At 65.6% G+C, this 25,650-nt stretch carries 18 protein-coding genes; 14 read left to right on the top strand and 4 right to left on the bottom strand.

Features of this window, described 5'->3' with window-relative positions:
• Positions 1-21 precede the first annotated feature (21 nt).
• The 4 genes from FMZ75_RS02205 to FMZ75_RS02190 all read left to right on the top strand — a co-directional run bounded on the left by FMZ75_RS02205 (position 22) and on the right by FMZ75_RS02190 (position 3,943).
• Entirely contained in the window at positions 22-1,206 is a 1,185-nt protein-coding gene (locus FMZ75_RS02205) for an ABC transporter substrate-binding protein (protein WP_166141149.1), read from the top strand.
• 83 nt (positions 1,207-1,289) lie between these two features.
• Positions 1,290-2,321, top strand: a complete 1,032-nt coding sequence (locus FMZ75_RS02200; RefSeq protein WP_246728723.1) for a YVTN family beta-propeller repeat protein — start codon at positions 1,290-1,292, stop codon at positions 2,319-2,321.
• On the top strand, positions 2,318-3,070 hold the full coding sequence (locus FMZ75_RS02195) for an ATP-binding cassette domain-containing protein (RefSeq protein ID WP_166141148.1): 753 nt from the start codon (positions 2,318-2,320) through the stop codon (positions 3,068-3,070). The genes FMZ75_RS02200 and FMZ75_RS02195 overlap by 4 nt, the downstream gene beginning before the upstream one ends.
• 48 nt (positions 3,071-3,118) lie before the next feature.
• Complete coding sequence (locus FMZ75_RS02190) at positions 3,119-3,943, top strand: ABC transporter permease (RefSeq protein WP_166141147.1); 825 nt, start codon at positions 3,119-3,121, stop codon at positions 3,941-3,943.
• Between the two features lie 10 nt (positions 3,944-3,953).
• Here FMZ75_RS02190 and FMZ75_RS02185 read toward each other — a convergent pair whose 3' ends face one another.
• The 4 genes from FMZ75_RS02185 to fdhF form a co-directional block, all read right to left on the bottom strand.
• Complete coding sequence (locus FMZ75_RS02185) at positions 3,954-4,808, bottom strand: nitroreductase family protein (protein ID WP_166141146.1); 855 nt, start codon at positions 4,806-4,808, stop codon at positions 3,954-3,956.
• 47 nt (positions 4,809-4,855) lie between these two features.
• Positions 4,856-5,878: an enoyl-CoA hydratase/isomerase family protein gene (locus FMZ75_RS02180; protein ID WP_108915660.1), complete on the bottom strand. Its 1,023-nt coding sequence runs from the start codon at positions 5,876-5,878 to the stop codon at positions 4,856-4,858.
• A gap of 56 nt (positions 5,879-5,934) precedes the next feature.
• The gene (locus FMZ75_RS02175; RefSeq protein ID WP_246728722.1) at positions 5,935-7,470 is read right to left on the bottom strand and encodes a sugar transferase; all 1,536 of its coding nucleotides are present in this window, start codon (positions 7,468-7,470) and stop codon (positions 5,935-5,937) included.
• Positions 7,471-7,956: 486 nt separating this feature from the next.
• Positions 7,957-10,833, bottom strand: coding sequence for a formate dehydrogenase subunit alpha (fdhF, locus tag FMZ75_RS02170; protein WP_166141144.1), 2,877 nt, complete (start codon positions 10,831-10,833; stop codon positions 7,957-7,959).
• Between the two features lie 394 nt (positions 10,834-11,227).
• Here fdhF and FMZ75_RS02165 point away from each other — a divergent pair, with 394 nt between their 5' ends.
• The 10 genes from FMZ75_RS02165 to FMZ75_RS02120 all read left to right on the top strand — a co-directional run bounded on the left by FMZ75_RS02165 (position 11,228) and on the right by FMZ75_RS02120 (position 25,487).
• Positions 11,228-12,304, top strand: a complete 1,077-nt coding sequence (locus tag FMZ75_RS02165) for an ABC transporter substrate-binding protein (RefSeq protein ID WP_166141143.1) — start codon at positions 11,228-11,230, stop codon at positions 12,302-12,304.
• A 12-nt stretch (positions 12,305-12,316) separates the two neighbouring features.
• Positions 12,317-13,315, top strand: coding sequence for an iron ABC transporter permease (locus FMZ75_RS02160; RefSeq protein WP_166141142.1), 999 nt, complete (start codon positions 12,317-12,319; stop codon positions 13,313-13,315).
• Between the two features lie 136 nt (positions 13,316-13,451).
• Positions 13,452-14,264 carry an ABC transporter ATP-binding protein gene (locus FMZ75_RS02155; protein ID WP_166141141.1) on the top strand — a complete coding sequence of 271 codons (813 nt, stop codon included), beginning with the start codon at positions 13,452-13,454 and terminating at the stop codon, positions 14,262-14,264.
• Positions 14,261-14,992, top strand: coding sequence for a hypothetical protein (locus tag FMZ75_RS02150; protein ID WP_166141140.1), 732 nt, complete (start codon positions 14,261-14,263; stop codon positions 14,990-14,992). The genes FMZ75_RS02155 and FMZ75_RS02150 overlap by 4 nt, the downstream gene beginning before the upstream one ends.
• Positions 14,992-15,699, top strand: a complete 708-nt coding sequence (locus FMZ75_RS02145; RefSeq protein WP_166141139.1) for a hypothetical protein — start codon at positions 14,992-14,994, stop codon at positions 15,697-15,699. The genes FMZ75_RS02150 and FMZ75_RS02145 overlap by 1 nt, the downstream gene beginning before the upstream one ends.
• A 170-nt stretch (positions 15,700-15,869) precedes the next feature.
• Positions 15,870-18,191 (top strand): TonB-dependent receptor, encoded by a 2,322-nt coding sequence (locus FMZ75_RS02140; protein ID WP_166141138.1) that lies wholly within the window; start codon positions 15,870-15,872, stop codon positions 18,189-18,191.
• Between the two features lie 132 nt (positions 18,192-18,323).
• Positions 18,324-20,279 (top strand): autotransporter assembly complex family protein, encoded by a 1,956-nt coding sequence (locus FMZ75_RS02135; protein WP_370464658.1) that lies wholly within the window; start codon positions 18,324-18,326, stop codon positions 20,277-20,279.
• Positions 20,279-24,031 (top strand): translocation/assembly module TamB domain-containing protein, encoded by a 3,753-nt coding sequence (locus FMZ75_RS02130; protein ID WP_166141136.1) that lies wholly within the window; start codon positions 20,279-20,281, stop codon positions 24,029-24,031. Before FMZ75_RS02135 ends, FMZ75_RS02130 begins: the two co-directional genes overlap by 1 nt.
• 154 nt (positions 24,032-24,185) lie before the next feature.
• Complete coding sequence (gene lspA, locus FMZ75_RS02125; protein ID WP_244594545.1) at positions 24,186-24,728, top strand: signal peptidase II; 543 nt, start codon at positions 24,186-24,188, stop codon at positions 24,726-24,728.
• Between the two features lie 135 nt (positions 24,729-24,863).
• Positions 24,864-25,487, top strand: a complete 624-nt coding sequence (locus FMZ75_RS02120) for a hypothetical protein (RefSeq protein ID WP_142863338.1) — start codon at positions 24,864-24,866, stop codon at positions 25,485-25,487.
• Positions 25,488-25,650 lie beyond the last annotated feature (163 nt).

Here is a 25,650-nt window from a genome sequence, read left to right as displayed (position 1 = left end):
AAGGAGCGGCCGACTAGCGTCATGATCAAGCGTTGCGTCATCGGCGTTTCGGTCGCCGCCGTCCTCTCCATACTGCCCGCCGCGGCCGAGCCGCTGCGGGTGAAATTCGGCGTGCTGCGCCAGCAACATTCGAGCGAAACTCTGTCGATCCTCGACCTGCCGGCCGAGGACGACACGCTCGCCGGCGCGCTGATCGGCGTCGCCGACGACAACACCACCGGCCGCTTCACGGGCCAGAGCTATGAGGCCATCGACGAGAAGCTCGCGCCCGGCGATGACGCCGTCGCCGCCGCGCAAAAGCTGCTCGACCAGGGCGCCGTCGCCATTCTCGCCGATCTTCCCGCCGATGACCTCCTGCATGTCGCCGATACGCTGAAATCGCGCGAGACGCTGCTTTTCAATGTGAGCGCGACCGACGAGCGGCTGCGCGAGGCGGACTGCCGCGCCAATGTGATTCATGTCGCGCCGACGCGCTCCATGCTGACCGACGGCCTCGCGCAATATCTCGTCTGGAAGCAATGGCGCCGCTGGCTCATCATCAAGGGCTCGCATCCGCAGGACGAGCTGCTCGCCGCCGCCTATCGCGCCAGCGCCAAGAAATTCGGCGCGAAGATCGTGGACGAACGCGTCTATGTCGACACGGAGGGCGGACGCCGCTCCGATTCGGGCAGCGTGCAGACGCAGCGGCTGATTCCGCCGCTGACGCAAGGCGCGAATTATGACGTGCTGATCGCCGCTGACGAGAGCGAGGTGTTCGGCAATTATCTGCCCTATCGCACTTTCGATCCGCGCCCGGTCGTCGGCTCTGCCGGCCTCGTTCCGACGAGCTGGGACGCCTCGCATGAGCAATGGGGCGCGGTGCAGCTGCAAAATCGCTTCCGCGCGCAGTTTCATCGCGGCATGAACGCCCGCGATCACCAGGCCTGGATCGCCGCCCGCATGATCGGCGAAGCCGTCACGCGCGCCTCCTCCGCCGATCCGAAGACGCTGGCCGCCTATCTCACCGGGCCGGATTTCAACATAGCGGCCTTCAAGGGCGTGCGCCTGTCGCTGCGGCCCTGGAATCTTCAGCTGCGCCAGCCTATCCTGCTCGGCGACGGCCGCATGATTGTTTCGGTGTCGCCGCAGGACGGCTTCCTGCATCAGACCTCCGAGCTCGACACATTGGGCGTCGACAAGCCCGAAACCAAATGCAGGCTGAAATGAAAATGACGACGCTGCCCAATAGCCTTCGTGCGCGACTCCTTCTCCCGCTCGCGGGAGAAGGTGGCCCCACGAAACGGGGTCGGATGAGGGCCCTCGAAGCTTCCCCGAACGTCGCGCATTCGCACGCCTTCTCCCTCGAGTGGGAGCGAGCGCGCGCGTTCCGCTCGGCTGCGATCGCGGCGCTGCTTCTCGCCTCGCCCGCTCACGCCTTCACCGCCTATGTCAGCAATGAGAAAGGCAATAGCGTCACCATCATCGACACCGACAAGATGGAGGCGATCAAAACCGTGAAAGTCGGCCGCCGGCCGCGCGGCATCGAAATCTCGAAAGACAATTCCGAGGTCTATATCTGCGCAGGCGACGACGACACGATTCAAGTGCTCGACACCAGGACGCTCAAGATAACCGGCAATCTGCCCTCGGGCCCCGATCCCGAGCTGATGATATTGAGCCCCGACGGCAAGACCGTCTATGTGTCGAATGAGAACGACAATCTCGTCACCATGATCGACACCAAGACCAAGCGCCAGATCGGCGACGTGCCTGTCGGCGTCGAGCCGGAAGGCATGGCGGTGAGCCCGGACGGACGCATTCTCGTCAATACGTCCGAGACCACCAATATGGCGCATCTCATCGACACGCAGACGAAGCAGATCATCGCCAATGTGCTCGTCGATGCGCGTCCGCGCTTCGCCGCCTTCAAGCCGGACGCCTCCGAGCTGTGGGTGTCGTCGGAGATCGGCGGCACGGTCGCGATCATCGATCCGCAGAGCCATAAGGTGACGCAGAAAATCCGCTTCGAGATTCCGGGCCTCTCCAAGGAGGCGATCCAGCCGATCGGCATCGCCTTCACCAATGACGGCAAGCGCGCCTTTGTCGCTCTCGGCCCCGCCAATCGCGTCGCCGTCATCGACACGGCGACGAAGAAAATCGAAAAATATCTGCTCGTCGGCCAGCGCGTCTGGCATCTCGCCTTCACGCCGGACGAGAAATATCTTTTGACCGCCAATGGCGTCTCCAATGATATTTCCATCGTCGACGCCGCCAGCCTGAAAGTGTTGAAGTCGATCCCCGTGGGAGCCTTCCCCTGGGGCATTGCGGTGGCGACGAAGTGAGCGACGAACCGCTCGCGCTCGACGTCGCGCATATCGGCCATAGCTATGGCGCGCGGCGCGCGCTGGACGATGTGAGCTTCTCCGTCGCGGCGGGGAGCTTCACCGTCCTGCTCGGCCTCAATGGCGCCGGCAAGAGCACGCTGTTCTCGCTCATCACGCGCCTCTACGCCGCGCGCGAAGGCAAAATCGAGATCTTCGGCCATGACGTCGCGCGCGAGAGCGGCGCGGCGCTGCGCTGGCTCGGCGTCGTCTTCCAGGCGCGCACGCTCGATCTCGAATTGAGCGTGATGCAGAATTTCATCTATCACGCGGCGCTGCACGGCATCGGCCCCGCGGAGGCGAAGCAGCGCGGCGCCGCGCTGCTGGAGCGCGCCGGCCTCGCCGATCGCGCCAAGGACAAGGCGCGCGATCTCTCCGGCGGGCAGATGCGCCGCGTCGAAATATTGCGCGCGCTGCTGCATGAGCCGCGCCTGCTGCTGCTCGACGAGCCGACCGTCGGCCTCGACATAAAGGCGCGCGCCGATATTCTCGCGCAAGTGCGTGCGCTCGTCGCCGAACGCAGGCTCGCCGTGCTATGGACCACGCATCTCATCGACGAGGTGACGCCGAGCGATGATGTCGTCGTGCTGCATCAGGGCAAGGTTCTCGCCGCCGACACATCGGCGAATATAATGGCGGCGACATCGACAGAGTCGATCGGCGCCGCATTCGAGCTATTGACCGGCGCCAAGGCGCGGGACGCGGCATGACGCCCTTGCGATGCGAGCCTGACGGCTCGCTCTCAGAATGGAATCTCGATGACGACCGAAACCAGCGGCTTCACCGCGCGCCAATACGCCATCTGCCTCACCGGCGTGATCTGGCGCGAGGCTCTGCGCTTCCTGCATCAGCGCGAGCGCTTCGTCTCCGCTCTGGTGCGTCCCTTGGTGTGGCTGCTGATCTTCGCCGCCGGCTTTCGCCAAGTGCTCGGCGTGTCCATCATCCCGCCCTATGAGACCTATGTTCTCTACGAGGTCTATATCACGCCCGGCCTGATGGCGATGATCCAGCTCTTCAATGGAATGCAATCCTCTCTGTCGATGGTCTATGACCGCGAGATGGGCAATATGCGCACGCTGCTGGTCTCGCCCTTTCCGCGCTGGTTCCTGCTCGGCGCCAAGCTCTTCGCCGGCGTCGCCGTCTCGATATTGCAAGTCTACGCCTATCTCGTCATCGCCTATTTCTGGGAGATCGAGCCGCCGACGCCGTTCGGCTATCTCACCGTTCTTCCTGCGCTCATGCTCGCGGGGCTGATGTTCGGCGCGCTCGGAATGCTGCTCTCCTCCGCGATCAAGCAGCTCGAGAATTTCGCCGGCGTGATGAATTTCGTTATCTTCCCGATGTTCTTCGCCTCTTCCGCTCTCTATCCGCTGTGGCGCGTGCAGGAGTCGAGCCCGGTTCTCTATTGGCTCTGCGTCGTCAATCCTTTCACCCATGCGGTGGAGCTGATCCGCTTCGCCTTCTATGAAAAAATCTCCTGGGAATCGCTCGCGGCGGTCGCCGCCTATACGATTCTCTTCTCCGCCGGCGCGCTCATCGCCTATGATCCCGCCAAAGGAATGCTGATGCGCAAGGGCGGCTGAGCCGTCCCGCTCATTCCGCCGCCTCGAAGACGCGCTCGCCGCGACGCGCTGCGACGGTCCCGGGCGTCGTCTCGATCCAATCGACCGCGACGGGCTTGCGCGTTCGGAACATCTCGGGCGCCGGCGGCGCGTCGTCGGCCTCATAGCCGATCAATATGGAGGCGACGATATCGACATCCGCGCCGAGGCCGAGATAGCGTCGAAGATCGCGCTGCACATTGAGATAATTGGATTGAATGCAGGTCGAAAGTCCGCGCGAATGGGCGGCGAGCGTGAGCGCGTAAGTGAAATTGGCCAGTCCGAAAGTGCGTGTCAGCGCATTGACGCGCAAAAGCACGGGAATGTCGCGCAAAGCTGCGAAAAAGCAGCGCATCGCTCCGAGTGGCGAAGGCTTGCCAAGGGATCGTCGGATCAGCGCCGACAAAGACAGAAAGGCGAGATCGACATATCGCTTTCGATCGGCGACGCGATAGACGAAGACCAGCCTCGGCGAGCCGCGCACCTCGAAGCGCTGCCGATACATGGCGATCACGCGCCGGCCCCATTCGTCGGCCGTCGCCGGGCTCACATCGTCCAAATCGCTTTTCGGCGCGATCGAGGCGCGCTCCGCCGCACCATTGCGCAGCACCTGTTCCAGCACCGGAAAAACGGATTCCCATCCGGCCAGCTCGAAACGCGCGATCACATCCTTCGAGGCGTCGTGACCGAGCGCGATCACTTTCCACGCTTGCGTGTTGCCGGGCGAGGGAGCCCATGACGCGAGCTCGATAATTTCCGCGAGCAGAGCGTCGTCGACCCGCGAATCGCTGTAATGTCGTATCGCCCTTCGCTCGCGCAATCCTCGTTCGAGGCCGATCGCCTCCATTGCGATTCTCCTCTTCGTCTCACCGGCGATCGAGCAGCCGCGGCGCGTCAATCGGACAAGGACAATGTGATTTCGTCGCCGCCCGGCTCCTCGGAGGCGAGGCTGGCGCCGATGGCTTTCGAAAAATGGCGATTGAGGCGCTTCGGCGTTTGTCGATGCGCCGCGATCGACTCGGCCAGCCGGCCTTCGGCGCTCGAGGAGGCGCGCAGGCGCGGCGCGTCTATGATCTCGCTCAGCGCATCGGGCAGCGCATCCATCTCGCCGGCAAAGGCGATATGCGACAATATCTGCATCAGATGCGCTTCGGCGATATGGCGCGTCCTTCCGGTGCGATCTTGCACGGCGAAAAAGGCGTCGCCGATTCGCGCAGGCCGGCCGTGAAACACCGCCGCCATTCGCTGGAGCGCGATTTTCGCGTCGGCGATGCGCTCGGCGGGCGTTGCCCCTTCAACCTTGCCGCGATCGGCGAGAACGTCGGACAGCAAAATCGGAATCGCATCCGTCACCATCGCGCGCGACATCACGTCCCAGCCGATGACGCCGGCCATATGGCAGAGGCCGGAAGTATGATAGGGAACGCCGATCCGCAAATGCGGCAGCAGAATTTTGGCGTCTGCCCGCGCGCAGACGATCTCGCCGCAGCTGAGCGCCAATTCGACGCCAGCGCCGACGAGGTGCCCGCGGACGACGGCGCGCGTCGGAACCGTCTCGCCCAGGCCGCGCAGAGCCGCGGCGGCGCGAACGAAATAATTGTCAGCTCCGAGCAGATCGTCGCCGGGACGCAATCGGCGGGCGGCCGCTTCGAAATCCTCGAGATTGAGGCCGGCGCAGGCGACCGAGCCCGAGGCCGTATCGAAATCGATCTCCAGCCTATCGAAAGGAAGCGCGCGAAAGCGGCGAAGCGTCTCATAGAGACCGTCCATCGCGGATTTCGTCAACGCATTGTGATTGGATGGATCGGATATTGTGACGCGCAGCGTCTCGTCGATGGTTTCGTATCGCAGTCCCGGAACATCGACGAGGCCGAGCGCCTCGCGCGCCTTTTGCTGAAACTCGGTATCGTGCCGCATATCGAAAATCTCTCCTCCGCCGTCTGAAGCTCGGCGACGTCGACCTGGCGGAGAAATCAGCTGGGCTCGACGGCGCGATAAGGATATTCGATGCGCACGGCGCCGACGGCGCGTCGCCTGTCGGCGCGGGCGGCCTCCTCGCGCCGGCGGCGATCCCGCGGGGCTTCGCCCATCGTGACGGCGTCGCGGCTCGGCGCTTCGAATTCCCGTCGATACCAGCTGAGCGCGTGATCGACCGCGCGCCCATTCAGGCGCTCCCCCGTCAGCGCCACGAGGATCGTGCTGACGATGATTTCGAGATCGAGGCGCAGGCACGCGTGCCTGATGTACCAGAGGTCGAGCGCGTTTTTTTCCTCCGGCGAGACGCTGGTGCCGCCATTGATCTGCGCCCATCCGGTCACGCCCGGGCGCACGCTGAGGCGCGGCCCCGGATCGTCCGGCTGATCTTGCGGCAAAAGAGGCCGTGGACCGATCAGCGACATATGCCCGACGATCACATTATAGAGCTGCGGAATCTCGTCGAGACGGCTCGCGCGGATCAAGCGCCCGACGCGCGAGAGTCGCGTGTTCTCCGGCGCCGGCCGGCCATGTGCGTCGAAAGGCGCGCGATAGGTGCGGAATTTGTAGAGCAGGAACTTCTGGCCGTTCCTCCCCAGGCGCTGCTGCCAGAACAGCAGAGGCGCGCCGACATCGAGATAGACGACATAGGCGACGCAGAGCGCGAGAGGAAGCATGGCGACGAGCAGCACGCTCGCCGCACAGAACTCGATGAGCCGCTTCGCTTTGAAGTAGGCCGGCGTCTCATAGCTCTCGATCGTCGCGGCGGCCGCATCGTCCTGCGGCGAAGCGATGAAATTCAACGCTTGCGAAATTCCGATGGCGACGACCCCGCGCGCCGCGCATTGCGACTCGATCGCAGCGAGGCGATCGGCGGGCGAGGAGGCCGGATCTTCGGCGAGCCAGACCTCGTCGACTTCGACGCCATGAATGGCGTATTCGTCGATGACGGCGCCGATGTCGCGCGGATCGCCGACGATGGAGACGCCGGCGATCTTGCGGCCGCGGAGACGCGGACGCGCATCGAGCGCCGCCACGACCTGCGCCTTTCGCGGCCGCAGCTCATCCGTCAATTTGATCGCGGCCGAGGCGAGACGATCGACGCCGACGACGATCACGCGCCGCGGATCGGCCTTCGCCACGTCGCGGTCGGCCCCACGCCCGGGCCAGAGATCCTTGTGAAAGGCGCGCGCCCCGATGCGTATCGCGATCATGCCGGCGCTCAGCACGAGGCCGAAGATCACGGGCGTCGAACGCGGCACGCCCTCGATGCGCATGACTCCGAAAAGGAGCAGGCAGCCGAGCGCGACCGCGCAAACCGAAGCGCCGCAGACGGCGAAGGCGTCGCGCAGCGAGAAGAACTGCCCCATGTGATCGCCGAGCCGAAAGGCGAGAATCAGAAGAATGGCGCAAGCTGCGGAAACGAAGCCATATTGATAGGGCGCCGGAATGGTCGCTGGAAAATCGCCCGGATCGAGCAATACGGGATCGCGCAGAGCGAGCGCGACGAAAGGCGCCGTGATCGCCAACAGCAAATCCGCCGTCTCGATTCGAAAATGATTGCGATCTCTCGATGCTGGGGAAGCCAATCGCATGGCGCAGATTCTCCGAATGCGATCGAAAACTGGCCCGCAATTTTCGAAAAGTCACTCCGGGCCGGCGTCTAAGGCCAAAGACGGACGCTCGCGCCGATCACGATCGCAACGCCGAAGCCGGAGCCCGCGCATGGCCGCGCAATATCGTGGTATCGCTCGGAAAATGATTGCAGCGCACAATGAAAGGCGGTCCGATCGGACGATGCGGGAGGCGCATCGCCGTGATCGGCGCAGCGTGGCCAAATCGGAGCGCGATGACGCGCCGCCGCAATCGGCGCCGATTCGCAGAGCGTTGTTTGTGGATAAGTCCGCGAGCGTCGCCGGCGCGAGGATCGAATGGAATCATTCGAGCCGAGACAATCGAGACGGCGATTCCCGAATCACGTCCCGCTGTCTGCGCCCGGCGCTCGCTCTCCGGGCGATCGTCTAGCGCGCCTCGCCGGCGCCGACGATCTGCCGGCTCTTCTCCGACATTTCGCGATAGCGCTCCTGCCATTCATTGGGGCCGTTGGAGGGCGAGACCTGCACCGCAGTCACCTTATACTCCGGGCAATTGGTCGCCCAATCGGAATTGTCGGTGGTGACGACATTGGTTTGGCACAGAGGATGGTGGAAGGTCGTGTAGACGACGCCCGGCGCGACGCGATCGGTGATCTTGGCGTGCAGCGTCGTCTCGCCGGCTCGGCTCTGCACGCGTACCCAATCGCCCTCGCGCACGCCCCGCACTTCCGCATCATGCGGATGGATTTCCAACACGTCCTCTGGATGCCATTGGCTGTTCTCCGTGCGGCGCGTCTGCGCGCCGACATTATACTGCGAGAGAATGCGCCCCGTCGTCAGCAGCAGCGGGAAACGCGGCCCGGCGCGCTCCTCCGTCGGCACATATTCGGTGATGACGAATTTGCCCTTGCCGCGCGCGAAGCCGTCGATATGCATGATCGGCATACCCTCCGGCGTCGCATCGTTGCAGGGCCATTGCACCGAGCCGTCCCGCTCGAGCTTCTCATAGGAGACGCCTTTGAACGTCGGGGTCAGCCGTGCGATCTCGTCCATGATCTGGCTCGGATGCGTATAGGTCCAATTGCAGCCGAGCGCATTGGCGAGAAGCTGCGTCACCTCCCAATCCGCATAGCCGGCCTTGGGGCTCATCACGCGCCGCACGCGCTGGATGCGCCGCTCGGCGTTGATGAAGACGCCGTCCTTCTCGAGGAAGCTCGCGCCCGGCAGCAGCACATGGGCGTAATTGGCCGTCTCATTGAGGAAGAGGTCCTGCACGACGAGACATTCCAGCGCGCCGAGGCCGGCGGAGACATGCTTGATGTCGGGGTCGGATTGGAGAATATCCTCGCCTTGCACATACATGCCTTTGAACACGCCATCGACGGCGGCGTCGAACATGTTGGGAATGCGCAGCCCCGGCTCGCCGTCCAATGGAACGCCCCACGCCTCCTCGAACAGCTCGCGCACATTGTCGTCGGAGACATGGCGATAGCCGGGGAACTCATGCGGGAAGGAGCCCATGTCGCAGGAGCCCTGCACATTGTTCTGCCCACGCAGCGGATTGACGCCGACGCCAGGGCGGCCGAGATTGCCGGTCGCCATAGCGAGATTGGCGATCGCCATCACTGTGGTCGAGCCCTGGCTGTGCTCGGTCACGCCGAGACCATAATAGATAGTGGCGTTGCCGCCGGTGGCGTAGAGACGCGCCGCGCCGCGCACCAGATGCGCCGGAACGCCGGTGAATTTCTCGATCTGCTCCGGGCTGTTGCGCTCCTCGGCGACGAAGGCGGCCCATTCGAGATATTCGTCGAAATCGCAGCGCTCACGCACAAAGGCCTCGTTGACGAGCCCCTCTTTCACGATCACATGCGCCAGTGCGGTGACGATGGCGACATTGGTGCCCGGCCGCAGCGGCAGATGGAAGGCCGCGCGGATGTGAGGCGAGCGCACCAGCTCGGTGCGGCGCGGATCGACGACGATGAGCTTGGCGCCCTCGCGTATCCGTCGCTTGATCTGCGAGCCGACGACCGGATGCGCGTCGGTCGGATTGCAGCCGATGATGAGAATGACGTCGGCCTCGGAGACCGAGTCGAAATCCTGCGTGCCGGCGGAGGCGCCGAAGGCCTGGCTGAGGCCATAGCCGGTCGGCGAATGGCAGACGCGCGCGCAAGTGTCGACATTATTATTGCCGAAGCCGCTGCGAATGAGCTTTTGCACGAGGAAGGTCTCCTCGCTGGTGCAGCGCGAGGAGGTGATGCCGCCGACGGCGAGCCGGCCGTATTTCGCCTGAATGCGCTTGAACTCGGAGGCGGCGTGCGAGATCGCCTCCTCCCAGGACACTTCGCGCCAGGGGTCGGTGATCTTCTCGCGGATCATCGGGCTGGTCACGCGGTCACGATGCAGCGCATAGCCATAGGCGAAACGGCCCTTGATGCAGCTATGGCCATGATTGGCCTTGCCGTCCTTCCACGGGACCATGCGCACGATCTCCTCGCCGCGCATCTCCGCCTTGAAGGCGCAGCCGACGCCGCAATAGGCGCAAGTGGTGACGGCCGAATGCTCCGGCTGGCCGATGGCGATGACGGAGTTTTCGGTGAGCGTCGCGGTCGGGCAGGCCTGCACGCAGGCGCCGCAGGAGACGCACTCCGATTCCATATAGGCCTCGCCCGCGCCCGGGGCGACGCGGCTGTCGAAGCCGCGGCCTTCGATCGTCAGCGCGAATGTGCCCTGCACTTCCTGGCAGGCGCGCACGCAGCGATTGCAGACGATGCATTTGGACGGATCATAGGTGAAATAGGGATTGGATTTGTCCTTGGGCTTCCAATCCTCGTTGCGGCGGCCCTCGCGACGCGCCGTCACATGATTGCGCCCGCTATAGCCATAGCGCACCTCGCGCAAGCTCACCGCGCCGGCCATGGATTGCAACTCGCAATCGCCATTGGCTGGGCAGGTGAGGCAGTCGAGCGGATGGTCGGAGATATAGAGCTCCATTATGCCGCGACGGATGGAGTCGAGCCGCGGCGAGAATGTCTTCACCGCAATGCCGGGCATGACCGGCGTCGTGCAGGAGGCGGAGAGATTGCCGCGTCCCTCTATTTCTATGAGGCAGAGACGGCAGGAGCCGAAGGAATGGAGATTGTCCGAGGCGCAGAGCTTCGGGATTTCTATTCCGATTTCCATCGCTGCGCGCATGATGGACGTGCCTTCGGGAACAGTGGTCTCCTTCCCGTCGATCGTCAGCGTGACGTCCTTCTGCGAGCGGGACGCCGGCGTGCCATAGTCGATTTCCTTGATCAGGCTCATTTTTTCGGTTCCCCGCGGCCGGAAGGATTAGATGTAATCTAATTACATAACGATATGCGGGATGGGTTTTGTCAATATCTGCGAATCGTCGATCGATAGGCGAAGCCTATAAGCTCTCGCCGAAAGGCGCGGATACGTAGCCGCGCGCCCTACTGTCCAAAATATATGCAGGGAATATATCGAACTGGGACGAACAAGGGCGCGATCGGCCGCGACGTCGCCTGCGCCTCCAAAGCCTGCATGGCAATTATCTGCTGGACAAAAAAAGAAAAGCGCCGGCTAGAATTTGGCCTTGCGCGGCGGAGCCTTCGGTCTCTATGGTCGCTACCTATATAAGGCGCATACATATCGTTGGCGTCTCCTCACCTTCGCCGAAGGTCGAAAGGCCTCGTCCATGCCCTCGAAGTTTTTGCCATCGAAATTCCCGCCTTCGAAGTCCGGGCTCTCGGCGCGCCTCGTCTTCGTCCTGCTGGCGCTGCTCGCGCTCGCGCATCCGGCGCGCGCCGGGGAGATGCGCGAGGTCATCGATATGGCCGGCCGCAAGGTCGCGATTCCGGCCGACCCCAAGCGGATTTTCGGCGCCGCGCCGCCGGTGGCGGTGACGCTCTACGCCATCGCGCCGGAGCGGATGATCGGCATCAATGTGCCGATGCGCGGCGACGAGAAATCGCTCTATCGCAAGGAAGCGCTCGATCTGCCCGTGCTCGGCAGCAATGCGGGCATGGGGCGCCAGCTCAATCTCGAGGAGATCGCGGCGATGCGTCCCGATCTCGTCATCGCCTGGCTCGGCTTCTATCAGGAGAAGAGCCAGGTCGAGGCGAGCTTCGCCAAGATCAAAGTTCCGGTGATATTCCTGAAGCTCGATACGCTCGACGATTATGCGGAGGCCTTCGCCTTTCTCGGCCGCGTGTTCGGACGCGAGGCGCAGGCGAATGAGATGGCCGCCTATATTCGCGACGCGCTCGCCCGCGTGCGCAAGGCGACCGCCGATATTCCCCCGGCCGAGAAGCTGCGCGTCTATTACGCCGAATCCGCGGACGGGCTCGCGACCGATTGCGACAAGAGCTTCCATACCGAGCCGATCCTCATCGCCGGCGGCGACAATGTCTATCATTGCGAGCAGACCTCGCATGTCGGCATGGAGAAGATCAGCGTCGAGCAGATCGTCGCGCTGAAGCCGTCGCTGATATTGACGCAGGACAAGAGCTTCCCCGCCCTCGCCAAGAGCAGCGCGCTGTGGCGCAATGTGGAGGCCGTCAAAAGCGGCCGCATCGTGAATGTCCCGCACGCGCCCTTCAACTGGCTCGATCGTCCGCCGAGCTATATGCGCGCGCTCGGCGTCCAATGGCTCGCCAATCTCTTCTATCCGGCGCGCTTTCCGCTCGATCTGAAGGCCGAGACGAAGAAATTCTACCGGCTCTTCCTCGGCGTCGATATTTCCGACGCCGATTTCTCGCGCATAATGGAGTGAGCGGCGATCTCGATGCGCCTCGCTCTCCTCCCTTTCCTTCTGCTGGCGGTCGTTCTCATCGCTCTGTCGGTCGGGCGCTATCCGCTCGCGCCGAGCGATATTCTCGGCTTTCTCGGCGCCTGCCTCGGCCTCGTCGATCTGCCGCCCGAGCGCTTCGACCTCTTGCGCAATCTCATCGTCGAGATCCGCCTGCCGCGCGTGCTGGCGGCGGGGCTCATCGGCGCGGCGCTCTCGGCCTCGGGCGCGTCGTTTCAGGCGGTGTTCCGCAATCCGCTGGTGTCGCCGGGCATTCTCGGCGTGCTGGGAGGGGCCGGCTTCGGCGCGGCGCTCGGCATTCTGCTCTCCGGCGATTTTCTCACCATTCAGCTCTCCGCCTTCGCCATGGGGCTGGTCGCGGTGGGCGTCGGCGTCATCGTCGCCAATCTCTTCGGCGCGGCGTCGATGGTGACGCTGGTGCTCGGCGGCATGATCTCCGGCGCTCTGTTCACTTCGGCGCTGTCGCTGGTCAAATATGCCGCCGACCCTTACGACCAGCTTCCGGCGATCGTCTATTGGATGATGGGGAGCCTCGGCGCCGTCGATCTTAAGCAATTGCGCGGCGCTGCTCCGCCCATCCTCGCCGGCGTCGGCGCGCTGGCGCTGGCGGGCCGCGCGCTGGACGCGCTCTCCATGGGCGACGACGAGGCGCGCTCGCTCGGCGTGCCCGTGCACCTGACGCGCTATGGCGTGATCGCCGCCGCGACGCTGGTCTCCTCGCTGTCCGTCTCGCTCGCCGGCATGATCGGCTGGGTGGGGCTGGTCGTGCCGCATGTGGCGCGGCTCGCCATAGGGCCGACCAACAGCCGGCTGCTGCCGGCGAGCGCGCTGCTCGGCGCGACCTTTCTCATCGCCGCCGATTGCGTGGCCCGCAACATCACCCGCGCCGAGATCCCGATCGGCGTCGTCACTGAATTGCTCGGCATACCGGCCTTCATCCTCGTGCTCGGCCGGGCGCGGAGGGCCTGGGCGTGAGGCGGGAGGCAGTGGAGCGCCCTCTCCTTCGCCCTCGCCCGCAGCGCGGGAGAGGGGGCGCCAGCGATCGGCGCGCGCGCCGTCTCGAAAAGGCGCGACGCCTGCCCCCTCTCCCGCATCGCTGCGAGGCCCAGTCGTGAGAGAGCCCCGCGCGACCGCGCAACTGCAAGGCGTCGATCTGCATTTTTCGCGCGGCAAGCGCAGCGTGCTCAATGGCGCGACGCTCGGCTTCGGGACCGGCGAGATCGTCGCCCTGCTCGGCGCCAATGGCGCCGGCAAGAGCACATTGTTCCGCCTGCTGCTCGGCTTTCTGACGGCGAGCAGCGGCGAGGTTCGGCTCGACGGCCTCCCACTCGCGTCCTTTTCGCGACGCGAGATCGCCAAGCGCGTCGCCTATGTGCCGCAAGGCCATGTCACGCCTTTTCCCTATACGGTGCGCGAGGTGGTCACGCTCGGCCGCCTGCCGGAGACGGGGCTTTTGCACGCGCCCCGCGCCGAGGATCGCGAAATCGTCGAAAGCGTCATCGCCCGGCTCGGCATGGAGCGGCTGATCGACCGGCCCTATACGGAGATTTCCGGCGGCGAGCGGCAGCTCACGCTCATCGCCCGCGCGCTGGCGCAAGGCGCACGCCTTTTGGTGATGGACGAGCCGGCGACGGGGCTCGACTATGGCTATCAGCTGCGGCTGATGCGACATTTGTCCGATCTTTCCGCGGACGGGCATGGCGTGCTGGTCAGCACCCATCATCCCGAACATGCGATGCAGCTGGCGACGCGCATCGCCGTATTGAACGAAGGCCGCATCGAGGCCGATGGCGCGCCGCAAGCCGTGGTGACGGCGGAGCGCATCTCGCGCCTCTATGGCGTCGAGGTGGCGGTGTTCGACGATCCTTTCGGCGCGCGGCGGCTCGCGCCCGTCGCCGGGCGCAATGGAAGGGCCGAAGGATGAAGCTCTATATGGGCTTCGACGACACTGACGTCGCCGGAGCGAAGATCGGCACCGGGCGGCTGGTGCGCATGTTCGAGCGCAAGCTTCCCGAAGGCGCGCGGCTCTGGGGCGCGCTGCGGCATCAATTGCTCGTCGATCCGCGCATTCCCTTCACCTCGCACAACAGCCCGGCCTGCGCCGTGGTGGAGATAGAGGACGAGGCGCTGATCCCTTCCCTCACCGCCCGCGCCATCGCCCATATCGCCGAGCTGGCCAGCGACGGCTCCGACCCTGGCCTCTGCATCGCGCGGGAGACCGACGATCTTTCCGAGATCATCGCATTCGGCCTCTCCTGCACGCATGAGATCGAGACGCAGGATCATGCGAGTGCAGTGGCGGCCCGCGCCGGCGTCGAGCTGCTCGGCCTCGGCGGAACCAATGACGGAATCATCGGCGCGCTGGCCGCCGTCGGCCTCTCCGCCTATGGCTGGTGCGGCCGCTTTCTGGAATATGGAAGGCTGCGCCGCCTACCCGATCCGATCTCCGTGGCGGCGCTGGCCGAGGCCGGCATAGAAGCGGCCGCGATCGACAAATATGCGCGCGCGCTCGATCCAGAGGCGCTAATTCATACGGGCGGCTGGCTGTCGCCGCGGCTCTGGGGCGGGCGCGCCGTCGCGCCGGTGGAGGAGAAGGACGGCCGCCTCATCGCCATAGGCAAGCGCCCGCGCGACGCCGAGGTCGCCGACTGATGCGCCTCCTCATCGGCATAGACGACACCGACGGCGCCGGCTGGGCGGCTAGCACGGCGCGGCTGGCGCGTGAATTCGGCGACACGCTCGCGGGCGAGACACGCTTCATCGGCTCGGTCGGCCATATTCTCTTTTCCGGCGTGACGGCGACGACCAATAACAAGGCCTCCTGCCTCGTCGTCGAGAGCGAGCGCGCCGATGCGGCGGATTTTCTGCTCGCCCAGGCCGCCGCCTATGTGGAAGCCAATGCGGCGCCCTCCAGCGCGCCGGGAATCCTCGTGGCCGGCGCCGAGGCGGAAGCGCTCATCGACTTCGGCCGCGCCGCCAGCCGGCGCGAGATTCGCCCCGAGGAGCTGCCGCCTTTGATCGAAGGTCTGCGCGTCGCCTGCCTGCGCGGGGGCCGCGGCCTCATCGGCGCGGCGGCGGCGGTGGGGCTGACGGCGCGCGGATGGTCCGGCCGCTGGCTCGAATTCGGCGTGCTGCGCCGGCTCGACCGCGCCGTGCAGGCGCGAGAGCTGAGAGCGCTCGGCATTTTCCTCGTCTCGCTGGAAACGGACGCCGAGGCGCCCGCGCCCGACGATTGGATCGACACCCATGGGCGGCTACGGCTGCAGCTCGCGGCCGGCCGCGCCGTTCTGCCCTTGCGCCGCATCGGCGAGGGCATGTGGGAGGCCGCCGGCGGGGAGCCAAAGGGGAAATCTCGTTAGCGAGCGGAACTACATGCTTTCTATATGACGCGTGATGACGCGATATGCGTCGTTTTGCCGTCAGAATAGACTTGCCGCCATGCCTACGCCTATTTATGTAATTGAGTTACATTACGAATCGAGCGGCGGGCGAGCGGCGCGTCGGCCGGGGCGGTGAAAGGCTGACAGCAATGACGATGTTCGCGCGCAAAAGACGCGGCTCCTCCCTCCTTCTCGGCGGCGCATCCTTGGCCGCGCTGCTCGGCGCCGCCCAGGGCGCCGGCGCGCAGAGCTTCACCCCGCTACCGGAAATCTCGATCGGCCCGGCGCCCGCCGCGCCGAAGAAAAAGCCGGAGACCTCCATTCTCGGCTCGGCCTCCGATAGCTCGACCGCCTATGCCGCGGATGCGCGCGGGCTCGATCTCGCCAGCGGCGGCGGCGGCTCAAATCCCATCCGCGGCATCTCCTGGCTGCCCTCCGTCGATGCGCCGGCCATAGACCCTTATGGCCTCGCCAATCTTCCCGGCGGCAATAAGGGCATTCGCATTCGCGGCGAGGTCAGCCAGCACGGCAACAGCATCGGCACGGTGGAAGGACTGCCGCTCTCCGGCATTAATCCCGGCCCCGGCGCCACCTGGCTCATCGACAATGAGAATCTGAGCAAGATCGTGCTGCGGCAGGGTCCCATGCCCTCCGATGTGAACTCCTATTTCACCGTCGGCGGCAATTTCGACAGCCGCCTGCGCTGGCCGGCGGAGAAATTCGGCGGCGAGATTTCGCAGAGCGTCGGCTCCTTCTCCTTCCTGCGCACTTTCGCCCGCATCGACTCGGGCGAGATTTTGAACGGCACGACCAAGCTCTTCGTCTCCGGCTCCTTCACCGACGCCGACAAATGGCGCGGCTCCGGCAAGGACCCGCAGGGCAAATCGGGCTTCGCGGTCGGCATAGACGCCAAGCCCATCGATGGGCTGGAAGCGAAATTCTTCGTCGCCAAGAGCAGCTTCGACCAGCACAGCTATCAGGGACTGAATTATCAGCAGGCGAGCAATCTCGGCGCCTTCCGCCGCTATGATTTCGCCGCCTATCCAGGCCCGACGACGGCCAGCCAGATCAATTACTACGGCTATAATCTCCAGCATTTCGACTCTTGGACCGCATTCGGCGATATCGCCATAGAGGTCGACAAGACGACGCGCTTCGTCTTCAAGCCCTATTATTTCCGCGAAGACGGCTATTATCTCGACGGTCAGGCCAATGGCCGCATCCGCAAATGGATCATCGACCACGACATGTGGGGCGTGGTGAGCGAATTGCAGACCCGCGTGCTGGATACGGACGCCAAGCTCGGCTTCTGGCATGGCGTGCAAAATCCCCCCGGACCGCCGACGGCCTGGGAAGTCTTCGCCCCCAATGCGGGCGGCGGCCTCATCAATCCGAGCTGGGCGATCCTCGGCAAGCAGACCGCGCCGCATGTGTTCGATTCCGCCTATGGAATCGCGAGCCGCGACTTCGGTCCGCTGCATGTGGAGGCGGGCGCGCGCTATATTTGGGAACGCATGGCGGGCATAGACGCCTATAATTCGACCGGCATAGGCGACGTCCCCTATGACACGGCGCTGGCGCTCTCGTCCGGAGTCATCGCCAATCGCAGCGTCAAGCCCTTCACCATCGGCACTTTTCTGCCCTTCGGCGCGCTCACCTATCGGCTGACCGACGATCTATTGCTGAAACTCAGCGGCGGCGGCGGCTATGGCGGACCGGGCTATGACGCCTGGCCGGTGTTCCAGCAGAATTCGGCGACCTTCCTCGCCAAGGGAATCACCGCCGATCAATTCTGGCATTCGATGAAGCCGGAGACCTCGACGCAGCTCGATCTCGGCCTGCGCTGGTCCTTCGACGGCGCCTATGGCTCGGGCTATGTGGAGCCGACGATCTATTACTCCCGCAATCACAACAAGCTCGTCTCTTACGATCCCGGCATCGGCACGCAATATGGCGCCAATGTCGGCGAGAGCCAGAATTACGGCGCGCAGGCCGTCGTCCATTATTCCCCGCTCGAGAGCGTGTCGCTCTTCGCTTCGCTCGGCTATCAGCGCGCCGAATTCGTCGAAGACCTGCCGCTGCTGCCCGGCGCCTCCGCGGCCAATTATTGGTCGACGCGGGTGAAGGGCAAGCAATTGCCGGACGTGCCCTATTTCATCTCGACGATCGGCGGCGATCTGCGCATAGAGGAATTCACCGTCACGCCGATCCTGCATATCGTCGGCTCGCGCGCCGGCGACACATCCGGCTATCAGCCGCTCGCCGGCTATTCCACCTTCGATCTCACCGTGAAATACGAGCACGAGATCGACTGGGGAACGGTCACCGCCAGCGTCACCTGCATGAATATGTTCGACACCGCCTATATCGGCCAGATCAGCAGCGGCTATTATCAGCAGACCTCCGCCAACGGCATTTATTATCCGGGCGCGCCGCGCACCGTGCTCGCCAAGGTCGGCTTCAAATTCTGAGATGCGCGAGGAGGCGCATTAAGACAGGCTTAACCATAGGTTGCGCTGTTAAGCTTAACGCGATGGACCGCTTGCAAAGCTCCGCTTATGGTGCGGCAATCCTCGGTTCGGGTCGTTGGCGAAGTGAAATATGTGAAGCGTTTTCTGGGCGTGACGGCGCTCCTGGCTTTGAGCGCCCCGCAGGCGGCCTCGCCCGCCCGCGCATTCGATTTTTTCGGCCTCTTCGGCGCCGCCGAGGAGACGCCGGAGCCGAGCCGCGACGCGCTGCCCTACACTCTGGAATTCGCCGGCCTCGATGAGGCCGAGGGCCTCGCGCGCAATCTGCAGGACGTCTCCACCACATGGCGGCTGCGGCTGCAGGCTCCGCCCACGGGGGCCGGCGTCGCGCGGCGCGTCGTCGCCGATTTCCCGCGCCTCGCCGAGGCGCTGTGGGCGAGCGGCTATTATGACGCGGAGATAAGGGCGACGGTCGCCGGCGTCCCGGTGCAGCCGGACGGGCATGGCGCCGACGCCGCCGCCGCAGCGGCCGAGCGGCTGCGCGGCCAAGCGCTCGCGCCGATCCGCATAGAGATCGTCCCCGGCCCACTCTTCCGCCTGCGCAATGTCGCGCTTTTTGACGCCCGCAGCGGCAAGCCGCTCGACGAAGCGCTGCTCTCCAAAAAATCGCTGGAGCGCAACAAGGACGAGCCGGCGCGCGCCGCCGCCCTGCAATCCATGCAGGCGGCCTGGATCGACGCGCTGCGCGCCAATTCCTATCCGCTCGCCAAAGTGACGACCGCGAAGCCGACGATCATCCATCCCGAGAAGGCGATGGATGTGGTGGTGACGATCGACCCCGGCCCGCGCGCCGGCATTGGCGAGGTGAGGACCCGCGGCTCGCCGGGCATAGACGATGAGGTCATTCGCTCCTACATCTATCTCGAGCAGGGCGAGCCCTATAGTCCGAAGAAGCTCGCCGAGCTGCGCAAATCCATCGGCCGCCTCGAGGCGGTCGGCTCCGTGAAGGCGGATGATGGCGAGAAGCTCGACGCCAATGGCAATCTGCCGATCTTCGTGCAGACCGCCGAGCGCAAGCGCCATGCGGTGGGCGCCGACGCCTTCTTCTCCAATGTCGACGGGCCGGGCCTGCGCGCCTATTGGACCGATCGCAATCTCTTCGGCGGCGCCGAGCGGCTGCGCTTCGATGTCGAAGGCGGCCTCGCGCCCTTCGGCGGCGCGGCGAGCTACAAGGGCCTCTCCTCTATCCGCCTGAGAGACGTCATCGGCCGCGCCAAGGCGAGCTTCGTGAAGCCTGCTCTGTTCGGATCGCGCGACGATCTGCTGCTCGATTTGAGCTTCGTGCGCGAGAGGACCGACTATTATGGGGCAGCGTTCGGAAACGCCACGGCGGCGATCCGCCATCGCTTCAGCGATACGGCGTCCGTGCAGGCGGGGCTCGAGTTCGAGCGCGGGCATACGTTCGACGCCTTCGGCCCGCACGACTATTCGCTGCTCGGCTTTCCGCTTTCGGCCAATTACGACGGAACCGACGATCTTCTCGCGCCCACCAACGGCTTTCGCGCCATCGCCAATGTCACGCCCTATGTGAAGGCTTTCGGCGACAGCGTCGGCATGGTGCAATCGAAGACGCAGATCTCCGGCTATCAGGCGCTGGACGAGGACGGCTGGTATGTGCTCGCCGGCCGCGTGGCGGCGGGCTCCATCGTCGGCGCGAGCATAGAGGATATTCCGGCGAGCCATCGCTTCTTCGCCGGCGGCGGCGGCTCGGTGCGCGGCTATCGCTATCGCTCGCTGAGCCCGGACGCCGGCCTCGGCTTTCCCGTCGGCGGACGCAGCCTGCTCGAAGGCTCGGCCGAGGCGCGCATAAAGGTCACGCGCGACATTGGGATCGTGCCCTTCTACGATATCGGCTCCGCCTTTTCGTCGCCGTTCCCCGACTTCCAATCGTCCATGCGCTCCTCCGTCGGCATAGGCCTGCGCTATTACACCGGCATCGGCCCCGTGCGCCTCGATCTCGCGACGCCGCTCGGCCGGCGTCCCGGCGAGAATAAATTCGCGATCTTCATCGGCGTCGGGGAGTCGTTCTGATGCGCTTTCGCCGCGTTCTCGCCTATGGATTCGGCGCTCTGGCGCTGCTCGCCGTCGCCGGAACGCTCGCGCTGCGTATGCAGACGCGCGAGGGCAAGAGCTTCCTCGCCGATCTCGTCTCGCGCGCCGCCTCCTCGCCCGATATGAAGGTCGACATAGGCGCTTTCGAGGACCCGCTGTCGGCGCATCCGCTGCTGCGCGATATTTCCATCGCCGATAGAGACGGCTCCTATCTGAAGATCGACCAGATCGCGCTAGACTGGTCGCCTTCCGCGCTCTTCTCGCTGCGCCTGGATATAGAGAAGCTCGCCATCGGCGCGATCGACATCGCCCGCCTGCCAGCGCCCGCACAGGCTACGACGACGAAGCCGAAAAGCGGCGGCGGCTTCGCGCTCCCCGATCTCCCCATTCGCATCCGCCTCGGCCGGCTGGTGCTGGAAACGCTGTCGCTCGGCGCGCCCGTTCTCGGAACCGCGGCGCAATTCACCGCGACCGGCGAGGCGGCGCTCGACAAAGGCGCGCATGTTTCGCTCGACATTCGCCGGCTCGACGCGCCAGGCGCCATTACGGCGAAAGCCGATGTCGCGGCGGGCGGCCAAAAGATCGCGCTCGCCCTCACGGCGCAGGAGCCCGAGGGCGGCGCCATCGCCCGCCTCGCGGCGCTGCCCGGCCTGCCGCCCGTCGATATTTCGCTGACCGGCGAAGGAACGCTCGACGATTTCGCCGCGCATCTCGCCGCCGAGGCCGGAGAGACGATCGGCGCCGAAGGCGTGGCGCGCGTCACGCGCAAGGATGCGGCGCGGCGGCTCGATTTCGATTTGGGCGTCCGCCTCGCCCCGCTGCTGCCGCCGGCCGCCGTTCCGCTGCTCGACGGCGTGACGCAGCTCGCCGGCGCCGCGACATTGCGCGACGATGGCGCGCTCGAGGGCGATATCGCCATTCGCAGCCGCTCCGACAATGCTCCGCGGCCGCTCGATCTCTCCATTGCGCTGAAAGGCGTTCCGAAAGACGAGCGCATCAGCGCGACTCTGAGCGGAACGCTCGCCGCCCCGGCGCTCTCCGCGCCTGCGCTCGAGAAGCTGCTCGGAAAACGTCTCGCGCTCGGCGGCGCCGTCGCCTCGCTTCCCGGCGGGGGGCTGCGCTTCGACGGCCTTTCGCTGCGCGGCGCGCATCTCTCCGCGAAGATCGACGGCGCCGCGATGCGCGACGCGCTCGACGTCGGCGCGAAGCTCAACATCGCCGACCTTCGCCCAGCCGATCCGCGCCTCTCCGGCCGCGCGGAAATCTCGGTGAAGGCGACCGGCTCCGCCGACAAGCCCAACGCCGATTTCGAGGCGCTGCTCGAAGGCGCGCTCGACGGCCATGCGATTCAAAAGCTCGCGCTGCATGGCGCCGCGCGCGATCTCACCGGCGCGCTCGCCGCGACCGCGACGCTGGACGGCGCCATAGACGGCAGCCCTGCGCGCGGCAAGCTGAATGCGCGCAAGGACGCCGGCTGGACGATCGACAATCTCGATCTTTCCGTCGGCCGCGCGGCGCTCCACGGCGCGCTCACGCTCGACGCGCAAAGCCTCGCCAGCGGGCGCCTCTCTCTCGCGGCGCCCGATCTCGACGATCTCTCGGCGCTCGCTCTGCGCAAGCTCTCCGGCGCGCTGAAGGCCGATATCATCCTCGACGCGGCGCAAGGCGCGCAGAACATATTGATCGACGCGCAGGGCGCGCGCATCCGCGCCGCCGACACGACGATCGAGAAGCTCAGCGCCAAGCTCTCCGGCCATGATCTGCTGCGCCGACCGGCGCTCGACGGAAACATCGCCGTGGATGCGCTCCATGTCGGCGGCAAGACCATTTCCAAAGCGCGTCTCACCGCGACGCCCGCCGGCGCCGCCACGGCGCTCGATCTCGCTGTAGATGCGGAAGGCTTCGCCATTGCGAGCCGCGCCGCGCTGACGCCGGGCGAAAAGACGCGGCTCGACATCAAAACGCTCTCGGCGCAACGCGCCGGCAAGCGCATCGCCCTCGCCGCTCCGGCGAGCGTCACCCTCGGCGGCGGCGCGGTGGAGCTGAAAGGCGTCGCCCTCGCTGTCGGCGCAGGCCGGCTCGACATAGACGGAACCATCGGCGAGCGTCTCGATCTCACCGCGCGCGCGCGGAGCGTTCCGCTCTCCATCGCCGCAATCGCCGACGCCAGCCTCGCGCTCGAGGGCGCGTTGGACGCCGAGGCGCGCATCACCGGCGACAAGAAAGCGCCGAGCGGCGATTGGAAGATAAAGATCGCCAAGCTCTCCGCGCCGCAATTGCGCAGCAATGGCCTGCCGCCGCTGGACATAGACGCGCGTGGCGCGCTCGCCGGCGCGCGCACGAGCCTCGACGCGACGATCACGCTCGGCGCCGGCGGGCGCTTCGCCATCACCGGCTCGGCGCCGATCGACGCCGCCGGCGCGCTCGATCTGAAAGTGAAAGGCGAGGCGGACGCCAAGCTCGCCGACACGGCGCTCTCCGTCAACGGCCAGAGCCTGCGCGGCAAGGCCAATGTCGATCTGCGCATCGCCGGCTCCGTCGCTGCGCCGGCGATCGAAGGCGGCGTCACGCTGGCCAATGGCTCCTTCTCCGATCCGCTGAACGGCGTCTATCTCGATCACATAGACGCCAAGCTCGACGGACATGGCCGCGAGATCGCCATCACGCGCCTGACCACGCTCACCAAGAATGGCGGGCAGATCGCCGCGACCGGCCGTATCGCCGTCGAGCCGCAGGCGGGAATGCCCGGCGCCATTCGCATCAAGGCCAAGAATGCGCAGCTCGTCAGCAGCGATCTCGTCTCCGCCACCGCCGATCTCGATCTCGACATAGGCGGCCCGCTCGCACGTTCGCCGAAAGTCTCCGGCCGCGTGACGCTGACGACGATGGAGGTGAATGTTCCCGATCGCCTGCCGGCCTCCTTCCAGGCGCCGCGCGGCGCCGTGCATATTTCGCCGCGCGCTTTCGCCAAGGAGATGCTGGCGCTGGAAGCCAAGGAGAAAGCGCGCGCGGCAAAACACTCGCCTTTCGACGCGACGATCGACCTCACGCTCGCCGCGCCCAATCGCATCTTCGTGCGCGGACGCGGCATAGACGCCGAATTCGGCGGCGAGCTGAAACTGAACGGCACGATCCAAAAGCCCGCCGTCAATGGCGCTTTCGAACTGCGCCGCGGCAAGCTGCAATTGCTGACCCAGCGTATCGATCTCACGCGCGGTAAATTGAGTTTCGCGGGCGGCCTCGTCCCGCAGCTCGATTTTGCCGCCGAGACGACGGCGAGCGACGTCACCGCCAAGATCACAGTGTCCGGCCCCGCCTCGCTGCCGAATTTCTCCTTCTCGTCCTCGCCGGAGCTGCCGCAGGACGAGGTTCTCTCGCGCCTGCTCTTCGCCAAGGCGTCGGGCTCGCTGTCGGCCTTTCAGGCGGTGCAGCTCGCCACCGCTCTGGCGCAATTCTCCGGCGCCGGAACCGGCGTCGACGCCTTCGAGAAAATGCGCAAGGCGCTCGGCGTCGATTCGCTCGATCTCGAGGCCGGCGGCTCCAGCGGGCCGACGGTCGGCGCCTCGCGCTATATCTCCGACAATATCAGCGTCGGCGTGCGCACGGGCGCCAAGCCGGAGCAGACCGCCGTCAGCGTCGGCGTGGACGTCACCAAGAATGTCCGCGTGAAGGGCGAAACCAAGGTCGACGGCAAATCCTCGCTCGGCGTCGGCGTCGAATGGGAATATTGACGGGCGAACGCCTCGCCGAAGCGCGACGACGATCCGGATTTTTCTGGAATCGCCAAAAACTCGTTCTATATCGAGGGCGAGGCGCGGCGCGCCCATCCGTTCGTCGGCGCCGCGGGCGTGACCATATTGTCGAAGCGAGGAGGCCGGCGCGCCGATGGCGGGAGAGAATGTCTTGATCTATCGCCCCTGGCTTTCCATCCCGCGCGCTTGCGGCCTCGCGGCCGTGGTTCTCGCTCTGGCGCTCGATCAGGCGCATAAATTCTGGATGCTGCATGTCTTCGACATCGGCCTGCGCCAGCCGATCCACGTCACCTCCTTTCTCGATCTGGTGCTGTCGTGGAATTTCGGCGTCTCCTATTCGCTGCTCTCCTCGCAGACGGAGCCGACGCGGGCGCTGCTCATCGCCTTTCAATTGTCGATCGTCGCCTGTCTCGCCTATTGGCTGTGGCGGGCGCCGCGGCGGCTGACGGCGGCGGCGCTCGGCCTCGTCGTCGGCGGGGCGCTCGGCAATGTCGCGGATCGGCTGACGCGCGGCGCGGTGGCCGATTTCTTCTTCTTTCACACGGCCTTGCCGGTGGGGCCGCTGGCCAATTACGTCTTCAATGTCGCCGATGCGGCGATTTTTATCGGGGTGCTGCTGCTGTTGCTCGAGAGCCTTCGCGCCGATGCGGCGCGGCCCACCCCGATCGCTGGTTGATCCGCAGCGACGATTTCGGCTGGCCCGGAGGCGCGCGCGCCTCTAAAATGCCGTTAAGCGGGCCGTAACAATGCGGCTCTTTCAGAATCGCGCGCGCTTCGTCCCGGGGCGCGCACAAGGGAGGAGTTCTGGGCGATGAAACGGGCGACAGCCTCTCTGCGTCGGGCGCCGACATGCGTCGGTCTCACGCTCGTCCTTCTCGGGGGAGCGGGGGTCGCGCCGGCCGCGGCCTATGACGACAAATCGACGGTCACTTCGGTGCTGGGCTTCATCGGCGTCTATTCCGACGATGAGGAAAATCAGAAGATCGTCTTCCGCGAGCATCCCAAGATCGTCGTCCCGCCCAATCGACAAGCCCTTCCCTCTCCGCAGGCGGAGACCGCGCGGCCCGCCTCCTGGCCGGTGGACCAGGAGATCGCCCGCCGCAAAGGCTCCCAGGCGCCGGCGCGCCAGCCGGGGCTCAATGAAAATCCCAATGTCGCCGGCTCCAAGAATGGCGAGCATGACGGGCCGCGCAAATGTCTCGTCGCGGCGGCGGACGGCCATTGCACCATCGCCACCGACGCCGATGAGCCCGGCGCCGCCAGCGCGGCCAAGACCCGCGGCGCGGGAGAGAGCTCGACCCGCTCCTATCTGACCGAGCCGCCGCAGGCCTATCGCCAGAAGGTCGCGGGCGGCAAGGGCGCCAAGGAACAGGAAGAAAAGCCGGGCTGGACCAATCCGATCGGCATGATCGGCAGCCTTTTCGGCGGCTCCTGAGCCGCCGATCTCGCGCCCCGCCGCTCAACCGCCGCTCAGCACGATGCGGCGATGCGTCGGCTGCAGCGGGCGGGCGTTCATCGGGAACAGCGCCTCGAGGGCGTCTATATTCGGCTTCGCCACTGCCGCCGGCTCGGCGAAGACCTTCCAATGCCCCACTTCC

This window comes from Methylosinus sp. RM1 (assembly GCF_011378635.1).
Classification (GTDB): Bacteria; Pseudomonadota; Alphaproteobacteria; order Rhizobiales; family Beijerinckiaceae; genus Methylosinus; species Methylosinus sporium.
This window is presented reverse-complemented; position numbering and strand designations above follow the sequence as displayed.

What these genes read in the sequence shown, in the direction of transcription:
- FMZ75_RS02185 (WP_166141146.1), bottom strand. Translation starts at nt 4,808, where the DNA reads ATGGAGGCGATCGGCCTCGAACGAGGATTGCGCGAGCGAAGGGCGATA.
- FMZ75_RS02140 (WP_166141138.1), top strand. Translation starts at nt 15,870, where the DNA reads ATGACGATGTTCGCGCGCAAAAGACGCGGCTCCTCCCTCCTTCTCGGC.
- FMZ75_RS02160 (WP_166141142.1), top strand. Translation starts at nt 12,317, where the DNA reads ATGCGCCTCGCTCTCCTCCCTTTCCTTCTGCTGGCGGTCGTTCTCATC.
- lspA (WP_244594545.1), top strand. Translation starts at nt 24,186, where the DNA reads ATGGCGGGAGAGAATGTCTTGATCTATCGCCCCTGGCTTTCCATCCCG.
- FMZ75_RS02120 (WP_142863338.1), top strand. Translation starts at nt 24,864, where the DNA reads ATGAAACGGGCGACAGCCTCTCTGCGTCGGGCGCCGACATGCGTCGGT.
- FMZ75_RS02180 (WP_108915660.1), bottom strand. Translation starts at nt 5,878, where the DNA reads ATGCGGCACGATACCGAGTTTCAGCAAAAGGCGCGCGAGGCGCTCGGC.
- FMZ75_RS02150 (WP_166141140.1), top strand. Translation starts at nt 14,261, where the DNA reads ATGAAGCTCTATATGGGCTTCGACGACACTGACGTCGCCGGAGCGAAG.
- FMZ75_RS02205 (WP_166141149.1), top strand. Translation starts at nt 22, where the DNA reads ATGATCAAGCGTTGCGTCATCGGCGTTTCGGTCGCCGCCGTCCTCTCC.
- FMZ75_RS02145 (WP_166141139.1), top strand. Translation starts at nt 14,992, where the DNA reads ATGCGCCTCCTCATCGGCATAGACGACACCGACGGCGCCGGCTGGGCG.
- FMZ75_RS02200 (WP_246728723.1), top strand. Translation starts at nt 1,290, where the DNA reads ATGAGGGCCCTCGAAGCTTCCCCGAACGTCGCGCATTCGCACGCCTTC.
- FMZ75_RS02165 (WP_166141143.1), top strand. Translation starts at nt 11,228, where the DNA reads ATGCCCTCGAAGTTTTTGCCATCGAAATTCCCGCCTTCGAAGTCCGGG.
- FMZ75_RS02130 (WP_166141136.1), top strand. Translation starts at nt 20,279, where the DNA reads ATGCGCTTTCGCCGCGTTCTCGCCTATGGATTCGGCGCTCTGGCGCTG.
- fdhF (WP_166141144.1), bottom strand. Translation starts at nt 10,833, where the DNA reads ATGAGCCTGATCAAGGAAATCGACTATGGCACGCCGGCGTCCCGCTCG.
- FMZ75_RS02190 (WP_166141147.1), top strand. Translation starts at nt 3,119, where the DNA reads ATGACGACCGAAACCAGCGGCTTCACCGCGCGCCAATACGCCATCTGC.